General features: G+C 75.1%; 21 protein-coding genes. 15 read left to right on the forward strand and 6 right to left on the reverse strand.

Translation table 11 applies throughout. The features are described 5' to 3' along the window. Positions 1 to 6: 6 nt before the first annotated feature. From AF335_RS30840 to AF335_RS30860, 5 genes are all read right to left on the reverse strand, one after another. Positions 7 to 930, reverse strand: coding sequence for a hypothetical protein (locus tag AF335_RS30840; RefSeq protein WP_102921729.1), 924 nt, complete (start codon positions 928 to 930; stop codon positions 7 to 9). 427 nt (positions 931 to 1,357) lie between these two features. Further along, positions 1,358 to 2,881, reverse strand: a complete 1,524-nt coding sequence (locus tag AF335_RS30845; protein ID WP_102921730.1) for a hypothetical protein — start codon at positions 2,879 to 2,881, stop codon at positions 1,358 to 1,360. Positions 2,882 to 2,967: 86 nt separating this feature from the next. Beyond that, entirely contained in the window at positions 2,968 to 3,612 is a 645-nt protein-coding gene (pcp, locus tag AF335_RS30850; RefSeq protein WP_102921731.1) for a pyroglutamyl-peptidase I, read from the reverse strand. 32 nt (positions 3,613 to 3,644) lie between these two features. After that, entirely contained in the window at positions 3,645 to 4,613 is a 969-nt protein-coding gene (locus AF335_RS30855) for a DUF979 domain-containing protein (protein WP_102921732.1), read from the reverse strand. Continuing rightward, positions 4,610 to 5,302 carry a DUF969 domain-containing protein gene (locus tag AF335_RS30860; protein WP_102921733.1) on the reverse strand — a complete coding sequence of 231 codons (693 nt, stop codon included), beginning with the start codon at positions 5,300 to 5,302 and terminating at the stop codon, positions 4,610 to 4,612. Before AF335_RS30860 ends, AF335_RS30855 begins: the two co-directional genes overlap by 4 nt. 215 nt (positions 5,303 to 5,517) lie before the next feature. Between AF335_RS30860 and AF335_RS30865 the strand changes: the two genes are divergently transcribed. Genes AF335_RS30865 through AF335_RS30880 form a run of 4 tightly spaced genes read left to right on the forward strand, consistent with a single transcriptional unit; the run spans position 5,518 to position 8,463 of the window. Then, positions 5,518 to 6,162, forward strand: coding sequence for a GntR family transcriptional regulator (locus AF335_RS30865; RefSeq protein ID WP_102921734.1), 645 nt, complete (start codon positions 5,518 to 5,520; stop codon positions 6,160 to 6,162). Beyond that, positions 6,159 to 6,974: a LamB/YcsF family protein gene (locus AF335_RS30870; RefSeq protein WP_102921735.1), complete on the forward strand. Its 816-nt coding sequence runs from the start codon at positions 6,159 to 6,161 to the stop codon at positions 6,972 to 6,974. The genes AF335_RS30865 and AF335_RS30870 overlap by 4 nt, the downstream gene beginning before the upstream one ends. Next, entirely contained in the window at positions 6,971 to 7,603 is a 633-nt protein-coding gene (locus AF335_RS30875; RefSeq protein WP_102921736.1) for a 5-oxoprolinase subunit B family protein, read from the forward strand. Before AF335_RS30870 ends, AF335_RS30875 begins: the two co-directional genes overlap by 4 nt. Next, positions 7,600 to 8,463, forward strand: coding sequence for a 5-oxoprolinase subunit C family protein (locus tag AF335_RS30880; RefSeq protein ID WP_102921737.1), 864 nt, complete (start codon positions 7,600 to 7,602; stop codon positions 8,461 to 8,463). Before AF335_RS30875 ends, AF335_RS30880 begins: the two co-directional genes overlap by 4 nt. Positions 8,464 to 8,613: 150 nt before the next feature. On the opposite strand, the gene AF335_RS34955 is transcribed toward AF335_RS30880, so the two are convergent. Then, positions 8,614 to 8,769: a hypothetical protein gene (locus tag AF335_RS34955; protein ID WP_170127845.1), complete on the reverse strand. Its 156-nt coding sequence runs from the start codon at positions 8,767 to 8,769 to the stop codon at positions 8,614 to 8,616. Between the two features lie 221 nt (positions 8,770 to 8,990). On the opposite strand from AF335_RS34955, the gene AF335_RS30885 reads away from it, so the two are divergent. The 11 genes from AF335_RS30885 (at position 8,991) to AF335_RS30935 (ending at position 23,825) form a co-directional block, all read left to right on the forward strand. Next, positions 8,991 to 9,422 (forward strand): SPW repeat protein, encoded by a 432-nt coding sequence (locus AF335_RS30885; protein WP_102921738.1) that lies wholly within the window; start codon positions 8,991 to 8,993, stop codon positions 9,420 to 9,422. Between the two features lie 321 nt (positions 9,423 to 9,743). Then, positions 9,744 to 11,366, forward strand: coding sequence for a benzoylformate decarboxylase (mdlC, locus tag AF335_RS30890; protein WP_102921739.1), 1,623 nt, complete (start codon positions 9,744 to 9,746; stop codon positions 11,364 to 11,366). A 104-nt stretch (positions 11,367 to 11,470) separates the two neighbouring features. Continuing rightward, on the forward strand, positions 11,471 to 12,874 hold the full coding sequence (locus tag AF335_RS30895; RefSeq protein ID WP_102921740.1) for an FAD-binding oxidoreductase: 1,404 nt from the start codon (positions 11,471 to 11,473) through the stop codon (positions 12,872 to 12,874). Continuing rightward, positions 12,871 to 14,304: a cytochrome P450 gene (locus AF335_RS30900; RefSeq protein ID WP_102921741.1), complete on the forward strand. Its 1,434-nt coding sequence runs from the start codon at positions 12,871 to 12,873 to the stop codon at positions 14,302 to 14,304. The genes AF335_RS30895 and AF335_RS30900 overlap by 4 nt, the downstream gene beginning before the upstream one ends. After that, positions 14,301 to 16,199 (forward strand): hypothetical protein, encoded by a 1,899-nt coding sequence (locus AF335_RS36345; protein WP_211304146.1) that lies wholly within the window; start codon positions 14,301 to 14,303, stop codon positions 16,197 to 16,199. Before AF335_RS30900 ends, AF335_RS36345 begins: the two co-directional genes overlap by 4 nt. Positions 16,200 to 16,250: 51 nt before the next feature. Further along, positions 16,251 to 18,029 (forward strand): peroxidase family protein, encoded by a 1,779-nt coding sequence (locus AF335_RS30910; RefSeq protein WP_102921742.1) that lies wholly within the window; start codon positions 16,251 to 16,253, stop codon positions 18,027 to 18,029. Continuing rightward, a complete protein-coding gene (locus tag AF335_RS30915) occupies positions 18,029 to 18,313 on the forward strand; it encodes a hypothetical protein (protein WP_102921743.1) in 285 nt (94 codons plus the stop codon). The genes AF335_RS30910 and AF335_RS30915 overlap by 1 nt, the downstream gene beginning before the upstream one ends. 566 nt (positions 18,314 to 18,879) lie before the next feature. Then, the gene (locus tag AF335_RS30920) at positions 18,880 to 19,557 is read left to right on the forward strand and encodes a response regulator transcription factor (protein WP_102921744.1); all 678 of its coding nucleotides are present in this window, start codon (positions 18,880 to 18,882) and stop codon (positions 19,555 to 19,557) included. Between the two features lie 2 nt (positions 19,558 to 19,559). Next, a complete protein-coding gene (locus AF335_RS30925; RefSeq protein WP_311775566.1) occupies positions 19,560 to 20,984 on the forward strand; it encodes a sensor histidine kinase in 1,425 nt (474 codons plus the stop codon). 253 nt (positions 20,985 to 21,237) lie between these two features. Further along, positions 21,238 to 22,533, forward strand: coding sequence for an FtsW/RodA/SpoVE family cell cycle protein (locus AF335_RS30930; RefSeq protein ID WP_102921921.1), 1,296 nt, complete (start codon positions 21,238 to 21,240; stop codon positions 22,531 to 22,533). 101 nt (positions 22,534 to 22,634) lie between these two features. After that, positions 22,635 to 23,825, forward strand: a complete 1,191-nt coding sequence (locus AF335_RS30935; protein ID WP_102921745.1) for a cytochrome P450 — start codon at positions 22,635 to 22,637, stop codon at positions 23,823 to 23,825. Positions 23,826 to 23,836: the final 11 nt, after the last annotated feature.

A 23,836-nucleotide genomic window follows, 5' to 3' on the forward strand; every position in this document is an offset into this window, starting at 1 on the left:
CGGTGTTCAGGAGGCGGGGCTGTGCTGGTCTTCGAAGAACGGCAGGCCGGCGTCGGCGACCAGGTCGAGGGCGTCGGCGTCGGACGGCGGCAGCAGGGTCGCCCCGCCGTCGCCGACGGACACCACGCCGAGCTCCAGCAGCTCGGTCATCGCGGCGGTGCCGGCCATGTCGCGGACCTGGAGCTGGTAGCGGGCGGTGGTGCGGTAGGCGCCGCCGGCGTCGTCGCCGGTGCGCTGGAGGAAGCCGGAGTCGACGAGGAAGGCGACGGCCTTGGCGATGATGCCGGTGGTGGAGCCGGCGAGGCGGCGGGCGTCCTTGGTGGCGCCCGTCGCGCTGCGGCGGGCGTAGACCCGCCAGGCGGCTTCGAGGCCGGGGGCGTCGGTGGTGGGGTCGGTGTTCTCGCCCTGCTCGGCGGCCCGCTCCTCCAGGCGGCGGCACGCCTGGCGGACGAACGCGTCGACGCCGTTGACCGTGATGCGGCCGATGTAGCCGTCGTCGGCGAGGTCCTCCGGGCGGGGGAAGGCCAGCGCGGCGACGGCGAGGTGGGCGAGGCCGTGCAGGAAGCGGTCGGCCGAGTCGGCGGTGGCGCGGCGGGCGTAGTCGCCCATGCGCACGGCGAAGACGGAGTCCTCGGCGGCGGTGACGGCCATGCCGGCGCGGGTGGAGACCTCCAGGACGATCAGCCCGAGCCCGGCGGCGACGGCGTCGGCGAGGCGGGCGAAGGCGGGGTCGTCGCGGTGGCGGCGCAGCAGTTCGGCGTACTCCGCGTCGCGGGCGGGGAGCAGCTTGGGCTGGAGGCCGAAGGCGATGAGGCGGGCGGCGTCGGCGGCGTCGGCGGGTGTGACAGCGCCGACGGTGCCGGGGGCGGGGGCCGGTTCCGCGTCGGCCGCGTCGGGCTCCGCCGGGTCGTAGGCGTCGTACTCAGTCACGGTCGGTGCTCCTGCTGGGGGTGTGCGTGGCGTTGCGGTCGGTCGGCACCGCCGGGTCGGGCCGCGGGTGGTCGCGCGCAGTGGCGGCGGGGGTTCTTCCCCTTTCCCGCCCCTTCCCGGGACCGGGGAACGGCCCTCCGGGCCCCGGGGGTCCCGGGGACACAGCCCCGACGGCGACCGGCCCCGGCCGTGTGAACGGCGGTGCCGCACGGCGTGCCCGGCGCCGTGCCCCGGCACTCGGGGGTTCCGGGGGCTCGCCCCCGGTTCCGGGAAGGGGCGGGACCGGGGAACGGCCCTCCGCCGCGACGGCGGGAGGCCGCACGGCACGGCACGGCGGTGCCGCACGGGTCGCCGCCCGGCCCCGGCGCCGCGGCACGGAGCCCCGGCACGGTGGGGGCGGCGCGCCCCGGAAGGTACGTCCGGGTGCTCACACCGCCTCCTGGCGGTCCGCCGCCATGCCCGCCGCGTCCAGCAGGGCCGTGCCGACGACGAGGTCGGCGCCGCCGAACTCGGGGTCGTCGAGGACCGTGCCGTCGTCGACGGCGAAGAGCAGGGTCCGCTCGCCCTGGCGGTAGGCGGTGCCGACCGCGGGGCTCGCGGCGTGCACGGCCAGCAGGGCGACCAGGTAGGGCAGTTCGGGGTCGCTGCGGCGGGCCTCGGCGAGGAGGCCGGAGAGGCGGCGGGGCGCGTCGGCCGGGAGGTCGAGGAGCTCCATGGCGCTCGCGAGCTGCTCCTCGCTGAACCGGCTGTCGTCGGGGGTGGTGATGAGGTCCGGCTCGGGCATCTCCGCGCCCAGGTGGTCCCGCTCGGCCGGCGGCGTGAGCAGCATGTCGACGAGGTCGGTGACCCGGACGGACGTGGGGGTGCGCAGGCCCGTGCCGTGGGCGAAGAAGGCGTCCGTGACCCGGCCGGCCCGCTCGACGGGGAGCGGCAGCAGCGGGGCGAGGAGCTGCCCGTAGAGGTCGAGGCCGGCGGAGGCGGTGGTGGGGGCGAACGCCTGCCGGTCCTGTTCGGCGCGGAAGAGGGGGCCCGCTTCCAGCAGCCGGGACTGGAGCTGGGTGTGGCGGCGGATGCAGTCCTTGACGATGTCGACGAGCTCGGCGGCGCGGCGCTTGTGCTCCGGCTCCTCGGCCTCGTCGCGCGCCTTGCGGATGTTGGTGAGGATCGCGTTCTCGTGGCGGTAGCGGTCGGCGACGTGGTCGAGCGCTTCGGCGATCATGTCCGGGACGGTGCGCAGCCAGTCGACCGCGCGGACGTTGCGGCGGGTGGCGTCGAGGGTCTTGCGGAGGGTCTCCGCGTACTGCACGGTGCGGTAGCGGGCCTGTTCGGCGGCCAGCTGGGCGTCGGCGAGGCGGCCCCGGCTGATGAGGACCTCCAGCTTCACCTCGGCGGCGATCTGGGCGCTGGTGACGTCGGTGTCGAGGGCGCCGACGAGGACGTTGACCGCCTCGTCGGTGGTGCGCAGGAAGATCGCGCCACCCGGGCCGGGGACCTCCTCGACGAGCTTGAAGTCGTAGTCGCGCCGGACGTAGGCGCCGTCGGCCCCGAAGGTGCCGTAGACGGCGCGGAAGCCGCGGTCGACGCTGCCGACGTTGATGAGGTTCTCCAGGACCCAGCGGGCGACGCGCTCGTGCTCGGCCTGCGGGCGCTCCGGTGCCTGGGCGGCGACGCGGGGCAGCAGCCGGGCCACTATCTGCTCGTGGTCGGCGCCGGTGTCGAAGTCCATGTTGAGCGTGACGAGGTCGATGGCGGCGAGCGCCACCTCGGCCATGGCGTAGACGCCGTACTCCCCCGCCAGGTTGGCCTTGCGGGCGTCGAGGTCGTGCAGCGGCGCGGTGCAGGCCAGCGCACGCAGCCGCCGGGCCAGGCCCTCGTCGGCGGCCGGGCCCGGGGCAGGCCGCGAGAACCCGTTGAGCTGGGGCGGAACGGCCGCCGGGGCTGGAGAAGTCACGTCGCACAGAGTAGGCGGTCACCCTGACAACGGACGAAACGGCACGGACTGATTGTCCAGCGGTGTCCGTTAACGTCCGTCACGTCCTAGTGTGTGGCACCGCCCGCCCTGCGGATGTCGTCCGTGCGCCCGGCCGCGGTGACCGCGATCACACGCAGCCCCTCGGCGACGGTGGCCACGGGGAGTGACGGCACGGCCCGGTCGGTGACCTGTCCGGGGGCGTACGGCACGTGCACGAACCCGCCCCGCAGGCCGGGGCGTTCGGTGGCGGCGAGGTGCATCAGCCCGTAGAAGACGTGGTTGCAGACGAAGGTGCCGGCGGTCTGCGAGACGGACGCGGGCAGGCCCGCCTCCCGGACGGCGGCGACGCAACGCTTGACCGGCAGGGTCGCGAAGTAGGCCGCGGGGCCGCCGGGGACCACGGGTTCGTCGACAGGCCGGGCGCCCGCGTTGTCGGGGATGACGGCGTCGTCGATGTTGACGGCCACCCGTTCGACCGTGAGGTCGGGCCGGCCGCCGGCCTGGCCGACGCAGAGCACGACGTCGGGGTCGGTGTCCGCGACGGCGGCGCGCAGCGCGTCGAGGGCGCCGCCGAAGACGCAGGGCAGCCGGACGCCGGTGATCCCGACGCCGGCCGGCGGCCGGGCCACGACCTCGCGGACGGCTTGCCAGGAGGGGTTGACGCTCTCTCCGCCGAAGGGTTCGAAGCCGGTCAGCAGGACACGGGGCACGGACGCTCCCTGAGGGTGGTGGGGGAAGGGGCTCAGAAGGCGAACAGCGCCATGATCACGATATTGCAGCCGAGCAGGGCGACGGCGGTGGGCAGTTGCGCCTTGATCGGCCCGTACTGGTCCTTGAGCTCCAGCAGGGCCGCGGGCACCACGTTGTAGTTGGCCGCCATGGGGGTCACCAGGGTGCCGCAGAAGCCGGCGAGCATCCCGACGGCCAGGACGACCGGCGCGTCGCCGTGCTCCTGGACGACGAGTACGGGCCAGCCGACGGCGGCGGTCATCACGGGGAAGGCGGCGAAGCCGTTGCCCATGACGACGGTGAAGAGGAACATCCCGACGCAGTAGACGGCCACGGCGACGTAGAGGGAGTGGTCCGGGAGGACCGCCGTGGTGATCCGGCGGACCTGTTCGCCGACCCCGGAGACGGAGAAGATCGTGCCGAGGGTGGCGAGCAGCTGCGGCAGCAGCATGGCCCACCCCATCGACTCCAGCATCGAGCGCCCGGCGTGCAGGGGTGCCGCGATCCGCTTCTCGCGGAGCATCACCATGCCGACGGCGAGCGCGACGACGGCGCCGATGCCGAGGCCCAGGATGGTCTCGCTGCCCTTCTGCAGGATGGGTTCACCGCCCACGGAGAGCCGCTTCACGCCGACGGCGCAGAGCAGGGCGACCACCGGGATGGTGAGCGCGGGCACGAAGAGGCGGCTGCCCCAGCGGGCGGCGCCCGCCTCACGCTGCTCGGGGGTGGCGGTGGCGCCCCGGCCGCGGCCGGTGAAGCCGAAGCCGGCGAGGCAGACCATGACGAGGACGGCGGCGCCGAGCGGTTCCGCCGGGGCCGACTTGTCCACGACCCAGGTGCCGTAGCCGAAGCCGAGGCCGAGCAGCCCCCAGAAGGCCGCGGTGCCGTACCGCTTGGGGTTGGTGCGGTCGCGCAGCATCTGGGCGGCCATGACCAGGAAGATGAGGCCGACGAGCCAGTAGAACCACTCCGCCTTCATCACTTGGCGGCCTCCTTACGGTCGGCCGCCGTCATGCGCTCCAGGGTGCGGTCGAGGCGCAGCAGCCGCCAGCCGTGGACGGCGAGTGCGCACAGGGCGGTGGGTATCGCCCACAGCGCGAGGTCCAGCGGTTCGAGGTGCGTCTGATAGGTGGTGTTGACGAAGCCGGTGATGAGCAGGATCGAGCCGACGGCCAGGAAGACGTCCTCGCCGAAGAAGAGCCCGACGTTGTCGGCACTGGCGGCGAAGGAGCGCACTTTCTCACGCGCCTTGTCGGACAGCGGGCCGAGGCGGCGCTCGGCGGCGCCCTCGGCCATGGGCGCGGCCAGCGGCCGTACGGTCTGGGCGTGTCCGAAGACGTTGTTGAGGCCGACCGCGGCGGAGATCTGGCGCAGCAGGAGGTAGAGGGCGAGGAAGCGGCCGGCCGTGAGCCCCGCGAAGCGGGTGACGATCCGGCGGGCCTGCTCCTGGAGGCCGTGGCGCTCCAGGAGGCCGATGACGGGCAGGGTGATGACGAAGATCGTCACCGCCCGGCTGGAGGCGAATCCCGTGCCGAAGGCGGCCAGGACGCGCTGCGGCGACAGCCCGCCGAGCAGGCCGGTGACGATGCCGGCGCAGCCGACCACCAGCAGAGGATTGCGTCTCGTGGCGAAGCCGAGCACGACCACGAGGACGCCCAGGAGAACGATCACGCGCTCCGCCTTCCGGGATCCCGGACCCCACTCGGACGAGTGAAGCGACTTGGCGAGGAGGCTAAGATATTGTTCAACAATCCTCAAGAGGCTTGACTTACGATTCCGTATCGCCCTTGATCGCTCATGATCCGCCTTTGACTTCCTTGACCTGCCCTTGATCGCCGGGGGTTCCGTCCCTCCGGCGTCGCTACCGCCGCTCCCGAGGGGATGCCATGGCACTGTCCACCGCGCAGCGGGTGGCCGACCAGCTCCGCGACCGCATCCAGGGCGGCGGGCTGCCGCCCGGCACCCAGCTGTCGGAGGAGGCGCTCGGCCGGGACCTCGGCGTCTCGCGCAACACCCTGCGCGAGGCGTTCCGGCTGCTGATCCACGAGAGCCTGGTCGTCCACCGGCTCAACCGCGGCGTCTTCGTCCGGGTACCGGAAGCCGCGGACGTCACGGACGTCTACCGGGTGCGCGCCGCCCTGGAGACCGCGGGCGTCCGGGCCGCGGAGCGGGCGCCGTGGCCGCTGCGCCAGGCGGTCGCCGAGGCCGTGGACCGGGGCGAACGCGCCGCCGCCCGGGGCGACTGGCGCGAGGTGGGCTCGGCCGACCTGCGCTTCCACCGGGCGCTCGCCGCGCTGAGCGGCAGCCCCCGCATCGACTCCGCCATGGACCGGCTGCTGGCCGAACTGCGCCTGGCCTTCCACGCGATGCCCTCGCCACGCCGCTTCCACGAGCCGTTCCTGCCGCGCAACCGCGCCCTCGCCGGCCTGCTGGAGCGGGGCGAGTACGGCCGCGCCGAGGCGGAGCTCCTCACCTATCTGGACGATGCCCGGCAGCTCATCCTCGACGCCATGCGGGAGACCTCCTCATGACCGGACCGACGACAGGACCGACAACCGGACCGACGCCCGCCGCCACGGGACCGGGCGCCGCGCTCGACCTCAACGCCGACCTCGGCGAGGGCTTCGGCCGCTGGCGGCTCACCGACGACGACGCCCTGCTCCAGGTCGTCACGAGCGCGAACGTCGCCTGCGGCTTCCACGCCGGCGACCCCTCCACCATGCGGCGGGTGTGCGAGCGCGCCGCCGAGCTCGGCGTACGCGTCGGCGCCCAGGTCTCCTACCGCGACCTGGCCGGATTCGGCCGGCGCGCCATGGACGTGCCGCCGGACGAACTCGCCGACGAGATCACCTATCAGGTGGGCGCGCTCCGGGTGTTCGCCCGGGCGGCCGGTACGGACGTCACGTATGTGAAGCCGCACGGCGCGCTCTACAACCGCACCGTCGCCGACGCCGAGCAGGCTGCGGCCGTGGTGGCCGGGGTGCTGCGCGCGGGCGGCGCCCTGCCGGTCCTCGGCCTGCCCGGCTCGCGGCTGCTGGAGGCCGCGGAGCGGGCCGGACTCCCGGTGGTCACCGAGGCGTTCGCGGACCGCGCGTACACCGCCGCGGGCACCCTCGTCCCCCGCCGTACGCCCGGCGCCGTCGTCCTCGACCCCGAGCAGGTCGTCGCGCGCTCGGTGCGGATGGCCCGGGACGCCGCCGTCACCGCCCTCACCGGCGAGGAGGTCGCCGTCCGGGCCCGCTCGCTGTGCCTGCACGGCGACACCCCCGGCGCCGCCGGCCTCGCCCGGCGGGTCCGGGCCGCGCTGGAGGCCGCGGGCGTCCGGGTGGAGGCGTTCACATGAGCGCGCGCACGGAGCCGCGCACCCTGCCGGTCGGGCGGCACGCCCTGCTGGTGGAGCTGGACACCGCCGAGCAGGCCCAGGCCCTCCACGCCGAGCTGCTGCGCCGCCGCGCCGCCGGCGAGCTGCCGCCCGTACGCGAGATCGTGCCCGCCGCCCGCACCGTGCTGCTGGACGGGCTGGACGACCCGGGCGCGCTCGCCGCGGACCTCGCCGGCCGGCCCGTGCCGCCCCTCGCCACGGCCGACGGCGAACCGCTCGTGCTGCCGGTCCGCTACGACGGCCCCGACCTGGCCGAGGTCGCGGCCCTGTGGGGCGTCGCCGAGGACGAGGTCGCGCGGATCCACTCCGGGCTCGAATTCCGGGTGGCCTTCTGCGGCTTCGCGCCCGGCTTCGGCTATCTGACGGGCCTGCCGGAGCGGCTGCGCGTGCCGCGCCGGGCCACCCCGCGCACCGCCGTCCCCGCCGGTTCGGTGGGCCTGGCCGGCCCGTACACCGGCGTCTACCCGCGCTCCTCGCCCGGCGGCTGGCAGCTGATCGGGCGCACGGACGCGGTGCTGTGGGACGCCGGACGGCAGCCCGCCGCGCTGCTCGCCCCGGGGACCCGGGTGCGGTTCGAGGTGTGCGGATGAGCGGCTTCTCCGTCGTCCGGGCCGGGGTCCTGACGACCGTCCAGGACCTGGGCCGGCCCGGCCACGCGCACCTCGGCGTCGGGCGCTCCGGCGCGCTGGACGAACCCGCGCACCGGCTCGCCAACCGCCTGACCGGCAACCCGGAGGACCTCGCCACGCTGGAGACCACCCTCGACGGCTGCGCCGTGCGCCCCGGCCGGGCGGTCACCGTCGCCGTGACGGGAGCGCCCTGCCCGGTGCGGGTCGACGGGCGTCCGGTGGCCTGGGGCGCGGCGGTGCGGGTGGCGGCGGGGGCGGTGCTCGACGTCGGTCGCGCCACCGGCGGGCTGCGCAGCTATGTGGCCTTCGCGGGCGGCGTCGACGTGCCGCCGGTGCTCGGCAGCCGCTCCCGGGACCTCCTCTCGGGACTGGGCCCGGAGCCGCTCGCGGCGGGGCGCACCCTGCCCCTGGGCACGCCGCGGGGGCCGTCCACCGGCGCCGACGCCATGCCCTGGCCCGCCCCGCCCGTCGCCCGGCTGGTGCTGCCCCTCGTGCTCGGGCCGCGCGACGACTGGTTCGCGGACGACGCGCCGCGCACGCTGGCCGGCGGCGGCTTCACGGTGTCGTCGGCGAGCAACCGCATCGGCCTGCGCACGGACGGGCCGTCCCTGACCCGGGTCAGGGGCGGCGAGCTCCCCAGTGAGGGGATGGTGCTCGGCGCCGTCCAGGTGCCGCCCGACGGACGCCCCGTCGTCTTCCTCGCCGACCACCCGACGACGGGCGGCTATCCCGTCATCGGCGTGGTGCCGGAGCCCGCGCTGGCCGCGGCGGCCCAGGCCGTACCCGGCACTCCGGTGCTGTTCACGCCCGTACGGGCCTGAGCACGCGGACCCGCCCCTCCGCCGCCGGTGACGGCCACGGAGGGGCCGCCGGGCGCGGGCCCGCACCGGCGGCGACCGCTCGTGGCACCCGGGCCACCCGGCCGCACGGGCCACCCGGACCGCGCGGACCGCTCAGGCCGCCCGGGCCGCTCAGTCGATGCCGCGGATGATGTGCGACTCCGGGTCCGCCTCCTCGTTGGTGGTCTCGGGCGTCTCGCGCGGTACGGCGCGGCGGACCCGTGCGGTCTCCTCCAGGCCCTCACCCCGGCCCTGCTTCCGGTCGCTGTGCCCCTTGAGCTGGTCCACGACGGCTTCCTTTCCTGGTGCTTCCCTTGGTCCCCCGACCGCGCGGACGGGTCGTGCGTCCGGAAAGCGACGTCCGGGTTTCCTCAGGGTGGCGTCTTGAAACATGCGACCGCCACATCGGATATAGCCAGATATGAACTACCTCTATCCAGGTGGCAAAAGGGGGCAAGCGGGATAAAATGCAGGCAGGTCCGACCTGACACTGAAAGAAGGTGGCTGACGTGACCGCCCCGACGTCGCCCCGGATAGACCAGCACCCGGACATCGTGGCGCTGCGCGCCCACTCCGAAGAGACCACGGCGACCCCGGTCGCCCAGGCCGTCGAAGCACTCGCACTCCTCTGTGGCGTCTATCTGGCCGCCTCCGCCTGGATCGTGGGCTTCAGCGGCTCGACCACCCTGGCCGTCAACAACCTGATCGTGGGCGTCGCGTTCGCCTGCCTGGTGAGCGGCTTCGGCCCGGCGTACGAGCGCACCCACGCGATGAGCTGGGCGGCCCTGGCCCTGGGCGCGTGGACGATCGTGGCCCCCTGGATCGTCTCCGGCCACCAGTTCGCCACCCGCGCCAATGTCAGCAACGTCATCGTGGGCGTGGTGGCCTGCCTGGTCGCCCTGGCCCTGGCGGGCATGGGACTGACGCGAGCGCGACGCTGAGCTGCGGGGCGGCAGCGCCGAGTGAGCGAAAGGAGTGCCTCTCGCCCGCTCCGCCTCCGTACTCGGTGCGCATGCGAGGACCAGGCTGAATTTCGTCATCCCGTCATCCCGTCATCCCGTCGTTCCCACGGCCCCGTCACCCGGTCTCCGGGTGCCGGGGCCGTCCCGTACCAGGAGGTCCCCGGAAACCCCGCACGGGCCGTCACCCCTGGGGATGAAAACTGGGGTGATCTTCGGAATTGATGACTCCGCCGGACGGTAATGGGCAATGCTCCCCTCTCCGCTTCCCCCTCATCACTCCGACCCCAAGAGGTACCTGGCATGACGACCGTGCGCGCTGCCGTGTTCGAGCTGTTGCGGGCCCGCGGGGTGACCACCGTCTTCGGCAACCCCGGTTCCACGGAACTCCCGTTCCTCCGGGACTTCCCCGACGACTTCCGCTACGTCCTCGGGCTCCAGGAGGCCGTGGCCGTCGGCATGGCGGACGGCCACGCGCAGGCGACCGGGACGACGGCGCTGGTCAACCTGCACACGGCACCGGGCGTCGGCAACGCGATGGGCGCCGTCGTCAACGCGGCGGCCAACCACACCCCCATGGTGATCACGGCCGGCCAGCAGGTGCGGGCCATGATGACCATGGAGGCGCTGCTCACCAACGTGGACGCCACGACCCTGCCCCGCCCCGCCGTCAAGTGGGCCTACGAACCGCCCCGCCCCCAGGACGTGCCCGCGGCCCTCGCCCGCGCCTTCCACCTGGCCGAAACCGCGCCCCGCGGGCCGGTGTTCCTCTCCCTGCCCATGGACGACTTCGACGTGGAGCTGGACGAGGCCGAGGCGGCCGCCGCGCGGCACGCGGCCGGGCGCCGGGTGACCGACGAGACGGCGGCGGCCGGACCGGCCGTGGCGGCGCTGGCCGCGAGGCTCGCCGCGGCGCGCAACCCCGTGCTGGTCACGGGCGGTTCGGTGGACGCCGAGGGCGCCTGGGACGCGGCGGTGGCACTGGCGGAGCGCCGGGGGATGCCCGTATGGGCCTCGCCGATCGAAGGGCGCGTCGGCTTCCCGGAGGACCACCGGCTCTACCGCGGCGTGCTCCCGCCCGCGCTGGCCCCGCTGGCGGCGACGCTCCAGGGCCACGACCTGGTGCTCGTCGTCGGGGCGCCCGTCTTCCGCTACTACCCCTACGTGCCCGGCCCCGTCCTCCCCGAGGGCACCGGACTGGCGCTGCTGACCAGCGATCCCGGCGAGGCCGCGCGCGCCCCGGTCGGCGACGCCCTGGTCGCGGGCCTGCGGCCCACGCTGGAACGGCTCACCGAGCTCCTCGACAAGAGCGAGGCCCCCGGCGACGGGCCGGGCACGGGCGCGGAACCCGCGGAGCAGGCCGGGGCGGAACCGGACACCGAGCCCATGTCCGCCCGTACGGCGCTCGCCGCCGTCGCGAGCGCCGCGCCCCCGGAGACCCTCTGGGTCAACGAGTCGCCCTCCAACCTCCAGATCTTCCGTGAGTTCGTACGGATCGACCGCCCCGGCTCCTTCCTCACCACCGCCGGCGGCGGCCTCGGCTTCGGGCTCGCGGCGGCCGTGGGCGCCCAGTTGGGGCGGCCGGAACGGCCGGTGGTGGCACTGGTCGGCGACGGCTCCGCGCAGTACGCGATCACGGCGCTGTGGACCGCCGCGGCCTATCGCGCCCCGGTCACCTTCGTGATCCCCGCGAACGGCGAATACGCCATCCTCAAATGGTTCGGCCGGTTCGAGAACACGCCCGGCGTGCCCGGCCTGGACCTCCCCGGCCTCGACCTGTGCGCGCTCGCCCGGGGCTACGGCGTGACCGCGCACCGGGCCACGGACGCGGCCCACCTCGCGGAGCTGGTCGCCGCGGCGACGGCCGCGACGGACGGCCCGGTCCTCATCGAGGCGCCGATCACGACGGTGCCCCCGTCACTCTGAGGCGCGCCCCGGCCCCACCGCGTCCCGCGTCCCACCGCGCCCGGCCCCACCGCGCGCCGCCCGTTCCCCTCTCACATCCCCTTGCTCGTGCTCTGGAGTCGCCCATGACCGTATCCGTCGAGAAGCCGCTGCTCGCGGCCCTGCGGGAGGCACTGCCCGACGTGGCCGTGCTGACCGCGGACGACCAACTCGACCTGCACAGCCGTGACGCCGCCCCCTTCGGCGAGGCCGGCCGGCCCGTGGCGGTGGTTCGCCCCGAGACCGTGGAGCAGGTGCGGGAGGTGATCCGCGCGGCCCGCGCGTACGGGGTGCCCGTCGTGCCCCAGGGCGCGCGCACCGGCCTCGCCGGCGCCGCCGACGCCGTGGACGGCTGCCTGGTGCTCTCCATGGTCCGGATGGACCGGATCCTGGAGATCGACCCGGCCAACCGCCTGGTGCGCTGCGAGCCCGGCGTCGTCACCGCCGACCTCGCCGCCGCCGTCGCCGAGCGGGGCCTGTGCTACCCGCCGGACCCGGCCTCGTGGGAGGTCTGCACGATCGGCGGGAACATCGCCACCGGCGCGGGCGGGCTGTGCTGTGTGAAGTACGGGGTCACCGCCGACTACGTGCTCGGCCTGACCGTCGTCCTGGCCGACGGCGAGGTGCTGCGCGTCGGGCGGCGCACGGTGAAGGGCGTCGCCGGCTACGACCTCACCCGGCTGTTCGTCGGCTCGGAGGGCACCCTGGGCGTCATCGTCGAGGCCACCCTGGCTCTGCGGCCGCCGCGGCCGCCCGCCCGGGCGCTGCTGGCCAGGTTCCCGTCCGCGTCGGCCGCCGGGGAGGCCGTGTCGGCGATCGTCCGCGCCGGGCACGTCCCGTCCGCCCTGGAGCTGCTGGACCGCACGACCACCGAGGCGATCTCCGCGCTGGGCCACCCGCTGTTCGCCGACGGCGGCGCGGCGACGCTGATCGTGGCGAGCGACGCGCCCGACGCCGCCGAGGACGTCCGCGCGATGGCCGCCCTCTGCCGGGACGCCGAGGCGCTGTCCGTCACCGCCGCGGCCGGCGAGGCGGAGTCCGCCGGGGTCCTGGAGGCGCGCCGGATGGTGCTCCCCGCGCTCAAGGCCCGGGCGGCCGCGCTGCCCGGCGAGGTGACGGCGTTCATCGAGGACGTGGCGGTGCCCCGCGACCGGCTGGCCGAACTGATCGACCGGATCGAGCTGATCGCCGGCGAGTACGACCTCTACATCTCCACCGTCGGCCACGCCGGGGACGGCAACCTGCACCCCACGGTCGTCTTCGACCGCTCCGACCCGGACGCCGTCCGGCGGGCCAAGGAGGCGTACGACGCCATCATGGCCGCCGGTCTGGAGCTGGGCGGCACCATCACCGGCGAGCACGGCGTCGGCACCCTCAAGCGCGACTGGCTGGCCCGCGAACTCCCGCCCCGCGGGCTGCGGTTGCAACGCGACCTCAAGCGGCTGTTCGACCCCGAGGGGCTCCTCAACCCCGGGAAGGTACTGGCATGAGCCTGCTGAGCAGCGCGCCCGGGGGCTCCGGGAGCCCCACGAGCACGGAGGCCGACCGGGACGCGGAGCTGCCCACGGCGTCGGCGGGCGAGAACCTCCGGCTCACCCTCGTCTACTTCCTTCCCAATTACCTCAAGGGCATCTTCCGGCTCCGTCCGCGCCTGGGCTCGCTCGTCGCCAAGGCGGACGCGGGCCGGCGCGGCGCGGAGACACTGCGCCGGATGCGGCACCGGTACGGGAGCGGTCCCGTCGTGGTGCGCGGCACCTCCGGGCCCACCCTGCTCGTCCTGGACCCCGAGGACGTCCGGCAGGTGCTGGCCGGGCCGGTGGCCGTCTACGCGGTCGACACCTGGGAGAAGGTGTCCGGCTTCGCGTCGGTCCAGCCCGACGCCCTGGTCGCCTCGCACGGCCGGCAGCGCGCCGTCCGGCGGGCCTTCAACGACGCCGTGCTGGACGCCGGCTGCCCCGTGCACCGGCTCGCGGACCACTTCCTGCGGGTCGTCGGCGAGGAGGCCGCCGCCCTGCTGGGCCCCCGGTCGGTGGCCGGACTCGACTCGGACGCCCTCCGGGAGTGCCTCGAACGCGCGGGTCGCCGCTGCTTCCTCGGCGAGGCAGCCGCCGACGACGTCGAGTTCTCCCGGCTGCTGGCCGAACTGCTCACCGAGGCCAACTGGCTGGGCGCCCGCCGCTGGCGCGCCGCCGCCACCCGGCGGACGCGCCGGCGCATGATGCAGCGGCAGGCGCGCTATCTGGGCGAGGCCGACCCGCGGAGCCTGGCCGGGCTGTTCGCCGGAGCGCCGAGGGGCCCGGAGACCGCTCCCGAGTGCCAGGTCACGCACTGGTTCATGGCGCTGAGCGTGGTGCACTCGGCGGCCGTGCAGGCGCTCGCCCTGCTCGCGACGCACCCTCACCCGTACCGGCGGGCGGTCGCGGAGGTCGAGGCGGCGGACCGGGCGCACGGCGCGCGCACGGTGACCGGCGCCATCCAGATGCCGTACGTCCGGGCGTGCGTCCAGGAGGCGGCACGGCTGTGGCCGCCCGTCCCCAGCCTGATGCGGCGTACGACCGCGGAGACGCGCTGGCGGGGCGCGGTGGCGCCGGGCGGGGTCAACGTCCTGGTGCCCGCGGGCTTCCACGCCCGCGACGGCGAACGGATCGACTACGCGCACCGGTTCGCCCCCGAGAAGTGGCTCGACGGCACCGCGGAGGCCGACTGGGCCATCAGCCCGTTCAGCCGGGGCGAGGCCCAGTGCAGCGGCATGGAGCTGGGGCTCCAGCTGGCCACCGGCTTCGTCGCCGAGCTGCTGCGCGGCGGTGAACTGGCCGCCGCCGGAGTCCGGCTGAGCCCGGACCGCCCGCTGCCGTACGCCTTCGACACGGCGCGGCTGCGCATCGGCATCCGCCCGACCCGGCCCGTGGAGGGGACATGACGACCGACAGCGGCACCCCGGCGGAGGGGCCGGAGACACGAGGGGCGCCGGAGCCGGCGGCCGTGGCGGCCATGCCCGAAGTACCGGACGGGCGGGCCGGGCAGGACGGGGCGGACGCGACGCCGCCCGCGGCGGGCCCGGAGGGCGGACCGAACGCGGCGGAGACCCCGGAGACCCCGGAGACGGCGGAGACCGCGGAATCTCCGGAGGCTTCGGGGCCGCCGAAAGCTCCGGAGGAGCCGGAGGCATCGGAGGAGCCGGAGGCATCGGACACACCGGACGTGTCAGAGGCTCCGGAAGAGCCGGAAGCCTCGGAGGCGTCGGGCACCTCGGAGGTGTGCGAAGCGCCCGCGGAGTCCCCGGCACCGGTCGGGCCCGGCGGAGAAGCCGAGCCCGTAGGCGCCGGCGCCCTGGAGGCCGGTACCGCAGACCCCGGGCCCGGTGGCGACGCCCGGCCCGGCACAGGGCCCGGAGCAGGGCCCGGAGCAGGGCCGTACGTGCCCTCGTCCCGTACGGAAACCCGCGTCCCGCATAACCCGTACGGCCCCGAGGACCCCGCCGTTCTCGGCGGCCTCGCCGCCGTCGCCCGTTCCCTGAGCGGGACCGCGGGGGCGGTCCGGGACGCCGGGCGCGTGCTGACCGCCGTCGTCACCGATCCCGCCCTGCTCGGCTCGCTCGGCCGTTCGCCGCGGCTCGGCGCGCGGGCCCTGTACGCCCTGGCCCGTACGCTCGTCGCGCCCACCGGGCTGGGGTACGCGCCGGACGGGCGGGGGCTGGGCCGGGCGGCCTGGCTGGGCGGCGTGCTCACCAGCCGCGCGAGCCTCGCCGTGGACGTCGCCGTGACCGCGCTGAAGCTCCGGATCCGGCTGTGCGCGGTGCGGCACCCGGAGTTCGTCCAGGAGGGGCCGGTCCGCCGGATGCTCATCGCCATCGAGGCCGACCGGCAGCTGCTGGCCCTGCGCATCCTCCGGGAGAACGTCCGGTCGCAGGGCGGCGCCCGGACGCTGGCCGCGCTCGCGCCCTGCCTGACCGAGGTCCTGGCGTGGAACGCGCTGGTGGACGAGAACCCCTTCAACGACGAGGCCGCGTGGCACATCGTCCGGGGCACCCGCGCGGACGGCGACCCGCTGCTGGGCACCCGGATCAGCGCCTGGGCCCGCTGGGACCGCGGGCCCGGCCGGGCCGTGCCCGAGCCGCCGGACCCCGAGCTCCTGGCCGGTCTCGACAACGGCGGCGGCATCACCGGGCACCTGCGCAACCTCGCGGCCATCGGCAACGACGGCCGGATGGTCGTCCAGCGGGTCAAGGGCCCGGACGGCGTCACCCGTTACGTGGCCCTGCTGCCGGGCATGGCCCTCGGTCTGCCCCGCAACGCCACCCCGCAGGACCTGGTCGGCGCGGTCACCGCGGTCGGCCGCAACGACTCGCCGTACACCCGGGCCGCCCGCAAGGCGCTCGCGCTGACCGTTCCGGACGGCGCGGAGGTCGCGCTGGTCGGGCACAGCCAGGGCGGCGTCGCGGCCATGAACCTGACCGAGCTCGGCGAGGTCAACGACCGGTGGCGGCTGGCGCGCGTCGTCGCGGTGGGCTCCCCCATCGACTTCAAGCGCCCGCGCGATCCGCGCACCAAGGTCGTCAGCCTCGTCAACGAGCACGACGTGGTGCCGAACCTGGAGGGCCGCAGCCCGGCCTCGGTCTTCCCCGTGCCCGCCGACTGGCTGGAGTTCACCTGGGTGGACCCCACGCACGACTTCCCGCAGTGCCACAACGTCGGCGTGTACGCGCAGAGCCTCGACAAGGTCGTACCGGAGGCGCGTGACCGGGTGGACGACCTGCTCGCGCCGTTCCGCGGCCATGTCGAGGAGACCGTCGTCCTCCGGCTCCACGACCGCTGAGCCCCGCCCCGCCGACCGAGCCCCCCGAGGGAGAGCAATGGAGAGCCACCGATGACGCCCGTACCGCGCCCCCGAAGGGAGTGGCACTCCCTGCCCCTCCCGCTCGCGATCATGGAGATCAGGCGACAGCGGGAGCTGCTGCGCGCGCACAACCTGCACGACACGTACGGCGCCGGCGGCGAGCGCCCGCGCCGGCCCGGCCCCCGGCTGCTGCCCTACCGCAGCTACGACGGCTCGGGCTACGACCCGGACGACGTCGACATGGGCCGCGCCGGCACCCGCTTCGACCGCAACTGCGCCCTGCCGGAGACCTTCCCGGAAGAGGAGGAGAAGGGGCTGTACTCGCCGAGCCCCCGCGAGGTCAGCAGACAACTGCTGGCCCGCCGCTCCGGCTTCCGGCCCGCGCCGACCCTCAACATGCTGGCCGCCGCCTGGATCCAGTTCCAGAACCACGGCTGGTTCAGCCACGGCGACAACACGACCGACGAGCCCCTCGGCGTACCGCTGGCCGAGGACGACGACTGGCCGCGCTGCCCGATGGCGGTCCGCCGCTCCCGCCCCGACCCGGTGGACCACACCGACCCCACCCGCCCGCCGACGTACGAGAACACCGTCAGCCACTGGTGGGACGGCTCGCAGATCTACGGATCGAGCGAGGAGCGGTGCCGGGCCCTGCGCACCGGGGAGCGCGGCAGGCTGGCCGTCGAGGGCGGCCGGCTGCCGGACGAGACCCGGCCCGGCCTCTCCGGCATCGACCTCACGGGCTTCAACGACAACTACTGGGTGGGCCTGTCGCTGCTGCACACGCTCTTCGCCAAGGAGCACAACGCGATCTGCGACCGGATCGCCGCGGCCCGTCCGACCTGGGACGACGAGCGCCTCTTCCACACCGCCCGGCTGGTCAACACCGCCGTGATGGCCAAGATCCATACGGTGGAGTGGACGCCCGCGGCGATCGCGCACCCGGTGACGCGGGCGGCCATGCACATCAACTGGTACGGGGTGCTCCCCGCCGGGCTGCGGCGCAGGGTCGGCCGGTTCGGCAAGGGGGAGGCCCTCTTCGGCATCCTGGGCTCCCCCACCGACCACCACACGGCCCCGTTCTCCATGACGGAGGAGTTCGTCACCTCCTACCGGCTGCACCCGCTGATCCGCGACGAGTACGAGGTGCGCTCGCACCGTACGGGCGCGCTCGTGGACCGTACGGACTTCGACGCGCTCCAGGCGCTGGCCACCCGGGGGGCGGTGGACCGCTGGGGCTGGTCGGACCTGCTGTACTCCTTCGGTGTGCTGAACCCCGGTGACATCACCCTGCACAACCACCCCGACTGCCTGCGCGATCTCGCCCGTGTCTCCGGGGAGCACGTCGATCTCGGGACGGTGGACGTCCTGCGCGACCGGGAGCGCGGCGTGCCCCGCTACACCGCGTTCCGGGCCGCGCTGCACCGCCCGCCGCTGACCGGCTTCGAGGAGCTGACCGGCGGGGACGTGGCGCTGGCGGCCGAGCTGCGGGAGGTCTACGACGACCGGCTGGACCGGGTGGACACCATGGTCGGGATGTACGCCGAGCCACGGCCGCGCGGGTTCGCGTTCAGCGACACGGCGTTCCGGATCTTTGTGCTGATGGCGTCGCGGCGGCTGAAGAGCGACCGCTTCTTCACCACCGACTACCGACCGGAGGTCTACACCCCGGAGGGACTGGAGTGGATCGACCGCACCGGGATGCTGGAGGTGCTGCGGCGCCACCATCCGGAGCTCGCTCCGTCGCTGGAGGGGGTGCGCAACGCCTTCGCGCCCTGGCGGATGCTGCGGCCCGGGGGGATCGGCTGATGGGGGCGCGGGAGGGGACCGCGCCCTGGTCGCGGCCCGTGCGGGCGCAGGCCGAGCGGCTGCGGGAGGAGGCGGACCGGCTGCGGGCGAGCGCCGGCGGGGTGACGCTGCCCGGTGTGGAGGGGACCGTCCTGCGCCGGCGGATCGCCTCCCACGCGGAGCGCGCGGAAAGGGCCGCCCGCTCCCTGGAGCGCGCGGCCGAGGCGCTGGCCCGTCACGAGGCGCTGCTCGCCGCTCTCGCGCGCGGGCGGCGGGAGAGCGGCGGGGCGGCACAGCGCGAATGAGGCGGCCGGTTACCGGGGGCGGACCGGTGCGGGCGGGCTAGCCGGTGGGCGCGCCCGCCGTCTCCCGGGCGTACCAGCGGTCGTCGCGCAGCTCGGCCAGCCCGTGCCCGGCGAGCCCGGTGACGTGCTTGAGGACCGTGCGCGCCTGATAGCCCGCCGCCGCGGCCAGCTCGTCGAGGGACGCGCCCGAGGCGCCCCGCTCCCGCAGGCTCTGCCAGGTGCGGGCGGCGTGGCGGCCCAGGTCGGGGGTGGCGGCGGGCTGCGGCGCGGCGGCCGGGGCCGCACGGCGGGCTGCGGGCGACCGGGCGGGCCCGGCCGGCGGGCCGCGGGGTGCGGTTGACCCTGCGGTGGCGGCGGCCCTTCTGGCGTTTGCTCATGGATGTACCACTGCTCCGTCCTGTGGTGCGGGGCCGGGTGGTCGCGGCCTCCGTCCTCAGGTCAACCCGGGGCGGCGCCGGGCGGTTACGGCCATTCCACCGTGTGTGCGAGGCGGCGCGCCGGAGCGGGCGGCGCGGGCGGGCGGGGACCCGGACCGCGCGGTGCGTGCGGTATGTGACGCTTGGTGGGTGCGCATACTGATTGTCGAGGACGAGGCGGGGCTCGCCGATTCGCTCCGCCGGGGGCTGGCCGCCGAGGGGCACTGGGCCGACGCCGTCCATGACGGCCACCGCGGTCTGGAGGCGGCGCTCACCGGCGCGTACGACGTGATCGTGCTGGACGTGATGCTGCCCGGCCTGGACGGCCACGAGATCTGCCGACGGCTGCGCCGCCTGGACCCGTGGACGCCGGTGCTGATGCTGACCGCCAAGGACGGCGAGTACGACGAGGCGGAGGGGCTCGACGCGGGCGCGGACGACTATCTGTCCAAGCCGTTCTCGTTCGTGGTGCTGACCGCGCGGCTGCGGGCACTGGGCCGCCGCCGGAGCCCGGCCGGCGGGCGTCCGCTCGCCGCCGGGGACCTGGTCCTGGACCCGGCGGCGCGGGTGTGCCGGCGCGGCGGGCGGGAGATCGAGCTGACCGCGCGGGAACTGTCCGTGCTGCGGTACCTGATGGAGAACGCGGGGCGGGCGGTGGCCAAGCGGGACATCCTCGACGAGGTCTGGGACTCCCCCGCCGACACCGACCCGAACATCGTCGAGGTCTATGTCTCCTCACTGCGCCGGAAGATCGACGTCCCGTTCGGCCGCCGGGCCATCGTGACCGTTCACGGCACGGGCTACCGCGTCGCCCCGGACGGCGGCTGACGGTGGCCGGCCGCATCCGGCCGCGGCTGCCGCGTTCGGTCCGCGGGCGGAGCGCCGCCGCGGCGGCGCTCGCGATGGCCCTGGTCCTCGGGGTCGGCGGCAGCTGGCTGTACAGCGTGCTGAGCGCCAATCTGCTGGACAACGCCCATGGGCGCACCGAGCTGGCGGCCCGTGAGGTGGCGGCGCGGGCGGACACCGGGGCGCTGCCGGCCCTGCTGCCCGCGCCCCGGGACGGCGTCGACGTCGTCCTGGTCCTCGGCGCGCGCGGTGAGGTGGTCGCCACCACGCGCCCGTCGGCCGAGCCGCTCGCCCGGGAGTTCGCCGGGCTGCGCCCGGCGCCCGGCGGCGACACGGCCTCCGCGCTGGCCCGGTACGCGGGCCAGCGGGGCGACCTGGTCGTGGTGCGCTCCGCGCCGCCCGGCCGGGGCGCGGAGCGCTACGTCTACGCGCTGACGGTCCTCAACGACGTGGACGACGCCCGGCACGCCGTGGCCCTGGGCCTGCTCGCCGCCGCGCCCCCGCTGGTCGCGCTGGCCGCCGCCATCGCCTGGGCGGTGACGGGGCTGGCGCTGCGGCCGGTGACCACGATCCGTACGGAACTGGCCGCCGTGACCGCGAGCGAGCTGGACCGGCGGGTCCCGGAACCGGCGGGGGGCGACGAGGTGGCGCTGCTGGCGCGGACGGTCAACGCGACCCTGGACCGGCTGGAGCAGTCCGTGGGGCGGCAGCGGCAGTTCGTCGCCGACGCCTCGCACGAGCTGCGCAACCCCGTCGCGGCGGTCCGCTCGCAGCTGGAGGTCGCGCTGGCCGCGCCCGGCGGGCCGCCCCGGGAGGCGGTACGGGCCGCGCTGGACGACACCGTGCGGTTGCAGCGGGTCGCCGCCGACCTGCTGCTCCTGGCCCGGCTGGACGCGCGGGTGCCGACCGCGCCCGGGGAGCCGGTGGACCTGGCGCTGCTGGCCGCCGAGGAGGCCGCGCGGCGGCCCGGCGGCCGGGTGCCGGTCGCCGCCGAGGCGGATGCCCCGGTTCCGTTGCGCGGCCGGTCCGGCCAGTTGGAGCGGCTGGTGGCCAATCTCGTCGACAACGCGGTGCGGCACGCCGCGTCCCGGGTGACGGTCCGCGCGTACGCCGAGGACGGGGCCGCCGTGCTGGAGGTGGCCGACGACGGGCCGGGGATCCCGGCGGGCGAGCGGGAGCGGGTCTTCGAGCGGTTCGTCCGGCTGGACGCCGCGCGGGACCGGGAGCGCGGCGGCAGCGGGCTGGGGCTCGCCATCGCCCGGGAGATCGCGCACGCGCACGGCGGGACGCTGACGGCGTCGGCGGCGCCCGGCGGCGGCGCGCTCCTGGTGGCGCGGCTTCCCATCGGCCCGGAGGGCCGACAGGAAACCGGCCCGGAGGGCCGACGAGAAACCGGCCCGGAGAGCTGATGGGAAGCCCACCCGGCGGGCCTGCCGGAAGCCGGCCCTGAGGGCTGACCCGGCAGGTGGCCGCACCCTGTCCGGAACACCCCATTCCTGAAGATCCCTTCAGGAAGTTCAGGTTTTCTTCAGCCGGGGTTGCCCAACATTGACCGGTGTGACCGTGGATTCCGTGCAACTCAAAGGCAGTGACCGGAGCGCGGCGGGCACGGGACGCCTCCTGGCGTCCCGGCGGCGCGGCCGGGAAGCGCTGCTGCTCGGCATGGCCGTCCTGATCAGCTGTTTCGGCTACGCGTACACCGGCCTCTCCGTGACGGGCGGCTTCCCGGACGGTTTCGCCGGGTTCGCGGGGGCCATGACCTGCCTGGCGGTGGTGCCGCACCTCGCGGTCCGCCGCTACGCGCCCTACGCCGATCCGCTGATCCTCCCCCTGGCCGTTCTGCTGTCCGGGCTCGGACTGGTGCTGCTGTACCGGCTGGACTCCGCGTACGCCCAGCGCTTCAAGGGCGCCGGGGCCACCGCGCCCGACCAGCTGCTGTGGACCGTGATCGGGGTGGGCGTGTGCGTCGGCGTGCTCGTCGTGCTGCGTGACCACCGGCGGCTCCAGCGCTACATCTACGTGCTGATGGCGGTGGCGCTGGTGCTGCTGATGGCACCGGCCTTCTTCCCGGGCGACACCTACGGCGCCAAGCGGTGGATCTTCGTGGGGCCGCTGTCCCTCCAGCCCGGCGAGTTCGTCAAGACCATGATCGCCGTGTTCTTCGCGGGCTATCTGGTCACCCACCGGGACGCGCTGGCGCTGACCGGGCGCAAGGTGTTCGGCGTTCGGCTGCCGCCGGGCAGGCAGCTGGGGCCGATCCTCGGGGTGTGGGTGCTGAGCCTGCTGGTGCTGGTCTTCGAGCGGGACCTGGGCACCTCGCTGATCTTCTTCGGGCTGTTCGTAGTGATGCTGTACACGGCCACCGAGCGGACCAGCTGGGTGCTGGTCGGCGTGGTGATGGCCGCCGCCGGGGCGACCGTGGTGGGCTCCGTCGAGCCGCATGTGAAGGGCCGGATCGCCGCCTGGCTGCACCCGTTCGCGGTCTATCTGCCCAAGGACCGGCAGCCGCCGGGCACCGGGTCGGAGCAGCTGGCCAACGCCCTCTTCGGCTTCGGCAGCGGCGGCGTCACGGGCACCGGGCTGGGCCAGGGCCACCCCGAGCTGATCGGCTTCGCCGGCCGCAGCGACTTCATCCTCACCACCGTCGGCGAGGAGATGGGCCTCGCGGGCACGATGGTGGTGCTGCTGCTCTACGGGCTGCTGGTGCAGCGCGGGATGAGCACGGCGCTGCACTCGCGCGACCCCTTCGGCAAGCTGCTGGCGGTCGGGCTCTCGGCGGCGCTGGCGCTCCAGGTGTTCGTGGTGGGCGGCGGCGTCATGGGGCTCATCCCGCTGACCGGCAAGGCCCTGCCCTTTCTGGCCAAGGGCGGTTCGTCCCTGGTCGCCAACTGGCTGCTGGTCGCGGTGCTGGTGCGGATCAGCGACAGCGCGGGACGGGCCCGGGAGGCGGAGGCGTAGGCCCCGATTCCGGAAAGCCCGTGGTACCCACACCCAAGTGCGCCTACCGTGAGCTCGCAGACGCTCACCTCGGTGTGAGGAAGTGTGAGGAAGGGGCACGGATGACCACCACGCACGTCGAACCCGCCGCCTACCCGTTCAACGATCCCACCGGACTGGCCCTGTCGGAGCTGTACGAACGGGCGCGCGACGCCCAGGGCCTGCTGCGCGTACGGATGCCGTACGGCGAGCCCGCCTGGCTCGTCACGCGCTACGCCGACGCCCGCTTCGTCCTCGGCGACCGGCGCTTCAGCCGCGCCGCGGAGGCCGACCACGACGCGCCGCGCCAGTCCCCCGGCCGCCGGGAGGGCGGCCTGCTGAGCATGGACCCGCCCGACCACGCCCGGCTGCGGACCCTCGCCACCAAGGCGTTCACCGTGCACCGGGTGGAGCGGCTGCGGCCGGGCATCCGGGAACTGGCCGAGGGGCTGCTGGACGAGCTGGTGGCGGCGGGTCCGCCGGCCGACCTGGTGGAGCACTTCGCGCTGCCGGTGCCCGTCGCCGTGATCTGCCGGCTGCTCGGTGTGCCCGCCGGGGACCAGCCGCTCTTCCGGGAGTGGAGCGACGCCTCGCTGTCGACCAGCTCCAAGACCACCGAGGAGTTCACGGCCAACCAGGACGAGCTGCGCGCCTATATGGCGGAGCTCGTCGCGGAGCACCGGCGGCGCCCGGCCGAGGATCTGATGACCGCGCTGATCGAGGCGCGCGACGTCGACGACCGGCTCTCCGAGAAGGAGCTGGTCGACCTGTGCGTCGGCATCCTCGTCGCCGGTCACGAGACCACCGCGACCCAGATCCCCAACTTCCTCTGCACGCTGCTGGACCACCCGGACCAGTTCGACCGGCTGCGCGCCGACCCCGGTCTGATCGCGGGCGCGGTCGAGGAGCTGCTGCGCTTCGTGCCGCTCGGGGCGGCCGCCGCCTTCCCGCGCTACGCCACGGAGGACGTCGAGGTCGGCGGGACGCCGGTACGGGCGGGCGAGCCGCTGCTGGTGGCCGTCGGCGCCGCCAACCGCGACGCGCTGCGCTTCACCGCGCCGGACCGCCTGGACCTGACCCGGGAGGCCAACCAGCACCTGGGATTCGGGCACGGCGTGCACCACTGCCTGGGGGCCCAGCTGGCCCGGGTGGAGCTCCAGGAGGCCCTGCGGGCGCTGGTGCGGAAGATGCCCGGGCTCCGCCCGGCGGGCGACATCGTCTGGAAGACGCAGATGCTGGTCCGGGGCCCGCGGTCGATGCCCGTGACCTGGTGACACCAGTGGCG

The sequence above is a fragment of the Streptomyces eurocidicus genome, assembly GCF_002891295.1.
GTDB lineage: Bacteria > Actinomycetota > Actinomycetes > Streptomycetales > Streptomycetaceae > Streptomyces > Streptomyces eurocidicus.